We start from the raw sequence: 8,861 nt of genomic DNA, 5'->3' as shown, positions 1-8,861 counted from the left end.
CAACTGCTCATCCGTGACCGCATCCACCGGCTCCACGGCCGGCTGTCCCACGGTGGTCTCGGTCGTCATCTGGCGTCTCTCCCTTGATCGGTCGAACAGCCGTTATTTGTACAGTCCCGGGGCGTCGCGTATATTAATACAGATATGATGGGGTGGGGCCAGGGCTTTGCTAGCCAAGAGTGCCACGTGGCCATTCGCTCGACTTCGCATCTGCGACGAGCACATTCAGATCTCGTCGATATTCGGAAAACGTCATGTCACGCGAACGAATATTGTCTCTATCGTGCGCTTTGGATGGATCCCTGTCCTGGCCGACGGCTTCAAGTTCGTGACCGATGACCATGACGATGCTGTCATCTTCTGGGCCGTGCGCCTAGGCAGAGTAAGAAGCGAGCTACAGCGACGTGACTGGAAGATAGATTAGGAACAGTCAGTAGCACGAGACATCATAGACGCAATCAAGGCCTCGATGCCCGCCGTGCCAATACCTGTCGCACGCGCTGTGAGCTGGTCCCTCGCAAGTTTGAGGCACCTTCATGGTCACGGCGTTTTGGTTGATCTATCTGCTCGCGATCCGCGTGTTCGACGCCCTTCTCGCTGCGGCCCGCAGTGACAGTGCCATGCTCGCGGAGCTGCTGGCGCTGCACCACGAGGTCGCGGTGCTCCGCCGCCAGATCCACAGCCGACCACGGCTGTCCTGGCCAGACCGGACAATCCTGTCCGCACTCGCCCGGCTCCCACCCCGTCCGGTCCGCGCCCACCGGATCGTGACTCCGGCGACTTCCTTCATCTCGACACGACTATGCTGCGCCGGCTCTACCCGCTGGCCGTGATGGAGATCGCCACCCGCCGAGTGCACATCCTCGACGTAACCGAGCACCCGACCCAGGACCGGTGACCCAACAGGCCCGTAACCAGGTCATGGACCTCGGAGAACGAACCAACGCCTCCAGTTTCTGATCCGCGACCGCGACACCAAATACGGTGCATCCTTCGACGCAGTGCTCCCTGATGAAGGCGTGCAGGTGGTGAAAACGCCACCTCGCACGCCCCGCGCCAACTGCTTCGTGGAGCGCTGGGGCCACAGCATGCGCGAGGAATGCACCGACCACCTCCTCATCTACAGCCAGCGGCACGCCAGGACGATCCTCAACGAGTACGTCCAACACTTCAACGATCACCGACCGCACCAAGGGCGCGGACAGCTGCCACCCAACCACGACCCGAAGGTACTTGTACCGATCGACGGGTCGTCCAACGCCGACGACGGCTGGAAGGAACCATCAACGAGTACCACCGAGCCGCCTGAACGAATCCTCGAAACCGCAGGTCAGCAGCCGGAATCTAGTTTTGGCACCCTACGAGCTACGGTCACGCCCCAGCACACGCCGCAGTCATCCATTCCCCTCTAATCGTAAATATTCCGCAACTCCTGAAGCAAATCTAATGGAAATTGAATTCCACCCCACGATCCCGCATAAGAATCCACACTACCGTGATCAATGAGAACTTTCTCCGCCATACCCAATACCTGGCCGACAAATTCTCGGACTCCGATCGAACCCGCCCAAACCAGCTGCCCCCCGCTCCACCTACGCGCGAGTGATTGCATGTCCGCAAAGCGGACGATTTGCAAATACACTTCGTCTTTCGCGCCGCCGAAAAACATGCATGTCCCTCCGGGTTCAACCGGAAGATAAGCAATCGCCGAACTAGATCCCCGACTAAGATCTACCGCGGATTGCACGACCGATCGAAGCCCGTCTCCGATATAAGTGGTATGTACCTCGACAGCCATCCCGGACAAGCTCAAGGCGAGGATCGCACGCCCAATCCCGCTACTCTTCCACGTTATTTCCATATTCACTGATCACCACCAAATACAGGATATGCAGTGCGGAGTGACCCATCAGGATTCAGGACAACTTCTACCGAATTCTCACCATTCGATCCAATTGGGTAACCGAAATTCTCCCTATGTATTGTGCCGTCACGAGTCTGGCCAGTGAGGGGGTTTGTTCCGTGATTAGGAACCCCTCGCCGCTGAGCAGTATCCTCGATCAAGTCACTAATATCGTCCAGGTCCAGGTGGTCCGAGAACGTCGTGTTACCAGGAACTACGCCCGGACTACCGTTCACGTGCTCATCCAAGACATGCTGCCAACCGTCTTGCTTTCCGCCCCACAGATTACCGCAGTTAGTATTGTGAACCAGTACCGGCGTTTTGCCAGCCATCACATAGTACGTACGGATGCCGTCAACAGTCAGGTTGTACGCGTCTGCTATACGACTCGATCGTACGACAAGACCGTCTACGACTACGCCGCGTCCGTCGGCCGCAAGGAGCATGTCGCCTCGGTCGATGGCATCCGCGCGCTGCCACTCCTTGTCGGTGTTATTCCAGAATGGGTGGTCTTCTGTGGTAGTGAGGACTTGGCCTGCCACGGAGAATCCGGTGACCTTGTCCTGGTGGATCCACAGGTTGGTGACTCTGCGCGGGCCTTGCTCACCGGTCTCGGGGTCGCTGGCCAGGACCTCGTCGCCGATCTTTATTTCGGCAATCTTCTTCGTAGTCCCGTCGGCCATGAGGACTTCGGTGTCGCCACTGAAGCTGCAGGCTTTACCTAACGCTCTCAGCGCCCAGAGGCTTTTACCGGCCTTGCCCAACTTGCCAAAGGGAATGAAGTTTGTTGCGGTCCATGCACAGCCACTTACGCTCCCTTCGATGCATTCCTGGGCGTCTGTAACACCGCTCATGTCAAGGGCAAGGTCACGGAGCATTGCCGCGAAGAGCGCGTCATAGTCCTCGGAAAGCTGATCGCAGACCGACCGGTTGTAATGACAGAAGCGCTTCTGTAGCTCGTTCCTGATCTCCAGCGAACCGAGATCAGCGACAGCTCTGCCAGTCATTTCTTCTAGCCATTCGGCCGGCGTGAGGACCGGCTCGCTGAATGGACTTTCGGGTGCAGGGTCACACGTTCCGGCACGCTGGCATCGGAGATCGGGTTTCTCCGGAGTAGGGGTATCACTGTCGCTGCGGCCGCCTCCGGGCTTGCCTCCGCCGGCTTGACCTTGGCTCTTGGGGCCGGAGTTGTTGCGGCCTCCCATGCCGCAGCTGGCGAAGTCGCAGTCGATCATGCCGGATGGGTCGCTGTACGTCACCGGGCTGTTGTGGGAGTAGGCGTATCCGTGCCACTGCTGGGGATCGGTGAGGTCTTGGATGGGGTCGACGCTGGTGAAGCGGCCGAGTGTGGGGTCGTATTCGCGGGCGCCGAGGTGGGTGAGGCCGGTGGGGTCGTTGTCACCGCCGACGAAGCCTTTTGGTGTGGGCCAGACGGGTTGGGTGCCGCGGGGTCCGCCGTAGGGGGTTTGTCGTCGGGTGGTGATTGCCTTGGGGTTGCTGGCGTCGATGGTGGTGTGTTGGGTGCCTTGGTGGTCGGTGTAGAGCCAGGTGAGTGCGGTGGGGGTACGGGAGGCGATGAGTTTGCCGGCGAAGGTGTAGTAACGGGTCGTGGTGACAGTGCCGTTGGTGCCTTGGCGGCGGACTTCTTGGCCGGGGAGGTAGAGGGTCGTGCCGGTGCTGTCGCGGCGGATGATCCGGCTGCCGTCGGCGTCGTAGATGTTGCTTTGCCCGGGTCCGGAGACGGTGGACAGGTGTCCTTCGGGATCCCAGAGGAGGGTTTGGGAGTTGGCTCCGGGTGGGCAGGTGTTGGCGGTGGTTCCGGTGGGCCGGCAGGACATGTTGCCGGTGTCGTCGTAGGCGTAGTTGGTGGTGACGGGTGCTTGTCCCGGTGCCTCGGTCTTGACTGCGGTGACGGCGTGGGGCCGGATGACCGTGGATCCCCCGGTGGGGACGGTGTAGGTGCGTTTGGTGTCGCCGGCGGTGGTGTGGGTGATTTCTTGGAGGCGGTTGCCGACCTTGTCGAAGGTCCAGTCCTGCCAGTAGGGGGCGGGGCCGCCGAGGTTAGCGGTGCTGGGGGCGGTGTCGCAGCTGATACCGGTTTTTGGTGTCCAGGCGGAGGTGAGGCGGCTCAGGTTGTCGTACGTGAAGCACTGGTTGTCTGTTGTCCCGGCTGCGGGGGTGTCGTTGATCGAGGTGATGTTTCCGGCGTCGTCGTACTCGTAGTGACGGTCGGAGACGGTTCCCGTCGCGTTTTGCGGTTTCACACTGCTGTGTGTGACGCGTCGGGTGATGGGGTCGTATTCGGTTATATCGTCGACGTATTCTTGGCCACTGGTTTTCCGGGTGGTTATCTCTGGCTCGCCGTATCTGGTGTACGTCTGCCCGGTGACGTAGCTGCCTTCGTTAATAAGGGTGGTCGTTAGTGTGGCTGGCAGGCCAGTAGTGGCGTCGTAGGTGGTGCTGACCTGCTCTGCGCTCAGCCCGCCAACCTGGGGGTAGCCTGTACTGATAAGTGATCCGTCGGCATCGGAATATTCGTATTCCGTAGCCCACGTGCCGGCGATGCCAGCACCCTCCGCCGAAGGGATGACAGTTGCGATCCCCGTGGGTTGGTACCGGGTGTTGATATCCGAGATCCGTTGCTCGTAAGCGTTGGTGGAGCCAACGGGTTCGTACCGTAGAGACCTGGTCAGTTGCCCGCGGACGACGTCTCCGCCGTAGATCTTGTCGTATACCCAGGCGGCACGTTTCGTCGCAGCGGAGATGACCGTGTCGTACAGGCCAACTTTGCGCCCGATGTCGTCGTAGTCGTAGGCAAGAATTTTGTTGTTTGCGTCTTTGGTCTCGACGAGTTCGTCGAAGTCATTGTATTTGCTTGTTGTCTTGCCCTTGTCCGGGTCCTTGGCTTCGATTTGCCGGCCCTTGACGTCGAATGTGTAGGTCCATTCATTGGCGTCGGGGTCGGCGACCTTGACGAGTAGCCCCTTGCGGTTATACGTGTACCGCGTTGACTGCGACGGGCCCGCGATGCCCTGGTCGGTGGTGTGCTGGCGCAGCTCGATGGTACGGCCCTGCGCGTCGGTGACCGTGGTCGTCGGGGTAGCGCCCTTAGGTGGGGTGACCGCGGTGGTGTCGCCGGTGTAGGTGGTGGTGGTGCGCCACTTCTCGACGAGGTTGTCGATGCCATTGGTGCCGAGGAGGACCTGGTCGGTCGGTCGGGACGCGTTGTCGTACAGGGTCTTACTGACCGCGGGTACGGACCATTCGGGTTCCCACCACAGGATGCCCTCCGGTGTCCCGGGTTCCTCGTGCGCGGAGTAGCTGACGTTGGCGCGTCCGACCTTGTCGTAGAGGGTGTCGCCGACCACCCGGTTTCCGCCGACACCGGCCGTCTGGGTCTGACGGGGTCGCAGGAACGCGTCGTAAATCTGGTAGGCGGTGACGTAATTACCGGCGGCGTTCAATACTTTCGCCGTCGTGTAGGGGTAAGCGGACCGGTTCGCCGAGTATTCGTATGTGTACTCGATGGAGGGTTTGTTCGCTGTCGCCGTGGTCTTCGCCCAACCGACCTTCCACACCTTCGCAAGTCGTCCCAGGGGGTCGTACTCAAGATCGCTGGTGCGGCCGTTCATGTCGGTGGTTTTGACTGGTGCGCCCCAGTACGGTTTCGTCTCGACCACACCGGTCCAGGCGACGGTACCGCCGTTCGGGTCGGGGGAACTGGTCGTGACCTTGGTGAGCGGGCCGCCGGACGCCGGCGTGTAGGTGGTCGTAGTGGTGCGGGCTCGGACGTCGGTGACGGTCTTCGGGCGGCCGAACGGGTCGTAGGTCGTCTGACTCACGGTCTGCCAGACCGTGCCGGCCGTTGCCGTCCAGTCCTTGAGCTGGTCGACGCTCGTGATCGCGCCGATGGTGGGGGGTGTTTCGGGGCTGCTCGCCCCGTCGTAGTAGTTGCGCACGTCGGAGATGACGTCGTCGGTGCTGGTCGGGGCCTGGCCGCAGGTGAGCGCGGTGGTGGTTAGGCGCTTGACGGTTTGGAGCAGGTTGCGGGTGGGTTCTCGGTTGTAGGTGTAGGTGACGCATTGCTCGTCACCGGTTTTGGTGGTGTCGCCGTCGTCCTGGGACCAGACCGGGTTGCCGTAGGTGTCGTCGAACTTTGACTCGCTACGGGTGGTGCGCCATCCGCTCTGACCGTTGACGCCCAACGCTGTCGCGCTGTAGGTGATCCTGACGTTGCTGAATCGGGCGGTGACGGTGTCGTGGTTGATCGTGCGTGACGCGGTCGGTGGGGACATCCATGGCACGTTGACCGTCTTGGAGACCGGTTTGGTGTCGTCACCGTTGTAGACGATTTGTTCTCGGACGAGACCGGCGAACTGGTCCTCGTCCTTGACCGTCTCTCCGCCCAGGGAGGCGGGGACGGTGACGTCGCGGGTACCGGTGGAGGGTGCTGGAGCAATCCGGTCGCCGTGCATACCGCGCAGGTAGGTGGTGGTGGTCAGGGTTTGAGCGGGGGCATCGCCCTGCCGGGTCTCGACCGTGCTGAAGCCACGAAACTGGTTCCACGTCTTACGCTTCGGCTGCACCAGGCCGTCATCGTCCGCGTAGTGCCAGGCGGGGTCCCCGAGGTAGCGGTACGACGTGTTCTGTACCGGCCCGCCATGATCCACACCGTCGGCGGTCTTCACCGGCAGGTCGGACTCCGAGACCCGCTCCACCACGTACTTGTGCCACCACTGGGTGGTCTCCGGCCCACCCGGGACGGTCGGATTCGGGCCGATGACCGGGTAGCACAGCTGGGTGTTCGTCTCCGGCGCCGACGGCAGACTGTCTTTCGTGCAGTCGGGCTGACTGTAGGTGACCTGAAGCTTCGCACCGGTCTCGCTGATGATGTTCGCGATCCGCTGCCGATTGTTCGACGTGTTGTACGCCTCAAGGACCCGGTTCGGCTTCGACACAGGCTCGAACGTCACCGGCGGCATCGTCTTCGTGTCACCCACGTGCCCTGCGTGGACGACCGAGTTGAGCCACAAGCCGGCGTGGTCGCTGCCATCACCCGCGGCCGGGTAGCTGTGACTCAAGGTCCACGAGTCGACCGGCTGCCACCTTGCCGGGGTCGGCGTGGTGTCCCACACCTGGGTGGTGATCGATTGCAGGCGCCTGGTCGACCAGAACGTGGGTGCGAAGTCGTCGCAGGACGACGCCCCCTGCGCGCATTCCTGGTCCCACGGCACATCCGGCCAGTTCACCGGCTCGTGGGTGGAACAGTTAGTCGCGCACCGCTCGGCGGTCTGGAACAGTACCTGCGCGAGCGGGGTGACCGACCGGTCGGCGGTGCCCCTGTCCCAGGTGCCGTAGTCAATCCGGGTCAGTGTGCTGGCCCGGGTGTAGGAGACCACGTCAGAGGCGGTGTTGCGGGCGGCGTAGTTGTTGGCCTCTTTCTTGTACCAGTACGACATCGTGTTCCCGCGTGGGTCGACGACGTAGTCCAGGTTCCAACGCCACGCCTGCACACACCTCGACCCGGCGAACGTGCTCGCGTTGCACGGCTCGTTCGGATGATTGCCGTACACCGGCACCGTGTTCGTCGAATCTGTCGCGGTCGACTGCCCCGGGAGATCATCCAAACCGAAGAAGTACTGCATGCCGTCGCCGGTGGTGACCTTCCAGTGCTCCCCGTTCAACGCACCGTTACCCGCCCCGGGAAGTTTTTCGATCTTCGAGGCATCTTCCGACCGGGCGTGCCAACCCTTGCCCTGTTCGAACACCAACTCGGAGCCGCGCCCGTTGAGCGACATGGTGGCGTTGTCCGACCGCCAGCACAGGTCACCAGTCTTCTCCGTGTTGGCGCTGCCTTCGGTGTCGTCGGCGCACGCCACGTAGCGGCGCTCGATGTACCCAGGCGAGAAGTCGAACCCCTCACCAATCCACGACGGCTGGTTGTTCGTCGTCTCCGACATGCCGTCGACGGAGGACGACGAGTAGGACAGCGACAGACCCGGAGCCGGACCGGCGATCGCCGGCGGTACTCGCATCGGGTACGACCAGGAGAAGTCACCGGTCGAGCCACCGGAGGACCACGTCGCCGACGGCGACAACGACGTGGCACTGAAATCACCCTCGGGTCCCGACGGTGCCGCCGCCAACGCGACCAGCGTGCCAGCCGCCGAGACCGGAACCTCCGCCGACACCCTCGACAGCTTGTCCTCGTTAGTCGACTTCAACGGTGTAGGCGCGCATTCCGACCGTTCGGGGGTCTTCGCCGCGCAGCCCGGCAACTGCCACAGCCGCAGTCGTGATGCCCAGTCCCCACCGTAGGCGTACCGGAAGCCGCTGTAGTCCACGGAAAGGCTCGCCGCCCCGTCAGCCGCGCCCGCAACCGCGAACGTGTTCGCCGCGGGAGCGACCCGCATCAGCAGCCCATCGTCCCACCGCTGGGAGACCTGGGCCCGGTCGAGCACCTCAACGGTCAGCTCGGAAAGCCGTTCTCCCGCCGTACCCGCCGCGCGGCCGAGCGACACCGGCAACCTGCCAGCCTGCGCCATCGGTGCCGCACCGCCGGTCCGACGCGCGTCTGCCTGCGTCAGGGTCACGGACGCTGTGCCCGCCCTCGGCCACACCGGCGCCGGCCGAACCACATCCACCGCCGGCTTCACCGGCCATGCCACTCCGCGGGTCATCTCCCCGACGTTGTCCAACGGCTCGACCTGCGCCATCAGGTGTTGACCAGAAGGTGCCTTCGGGTCTGCCTGTGCCGGTGCCACCGCCGCCAGCGACGCCACCACGACACCGCTGAGCACCGCGGCGAGTATCGACCTGAAACGCTTACGCAGCAATCCCTGCCTAGCAGCCAGCATGGAATCCACCATTACCTGGGGGCTGTTGCCGTTCACTACTGCCTCCACCACACGCCGATCCCGAGGAAATCACGGAAGAACATCGGTCAACCCGGTGACAG

At 62.6% G+C, this 8,861-nt stretch carries 3 protein-coding genes; 2 read left to right on the top strand and 1 reads right to left on the bottom strand.

The features are described from left to right. Nucleotides 1–536: 536 nt before the first annotated feature. A complete protein-coding gene (locus ACIBF5_RS30320) occupies nucleotides 537–833 on the top strand; it encodes a hypothetical protein (protein WP_396816356.1) in 297 nt (98 codons plus the stop codon). Nucleotides 834–1,001: 168 nt separating this feature from the next. After that, nucleotides 1,002–1,412 (top strand): integrase core domain-containing protein, encoded by a 411-nt coding sequence (locus ACIBF5_RS30315; protein ID WP_396816355.1) that lies wholly within the window; start codon nucleotides 1,002–1,004, stop codon nucleotides 1,410–1,412. Nucleotides 1,413–1,863: 451 nt separating this feature from the next. On the opposite strand, the gene ACIBF5_RS30310 is transcribed toward ACIBF5_RS30315, so the two are convergent. Beyond that, a complete protein-coding gene (locus ACIBF5_RS30310) occupies nucleotides 1,864–8,796 on the bottom strand; it encodes a polymorphic toxin-type HINT domain-containing protein (RefSeq protein ID WP_396816354.1) in 6,933 nt (2,310 codons plus the stop codon). Nucleotides 8,797–8,861 lie beyond the last annotated feature (65 nt).

Source organism: Micromonospora sp. NPDC050417 (assembly GCF_044458865.1).
In the GTDB taxonomy this organism is placed as follows: Bacteria; Actinomycetota; Actinomycetes; order Mycobacteriales; family Micromonosporaceae; genus Micromonospora_G.
This window is presented reverse-complemented; position numbering and strand designations above follow the sequence as displayed.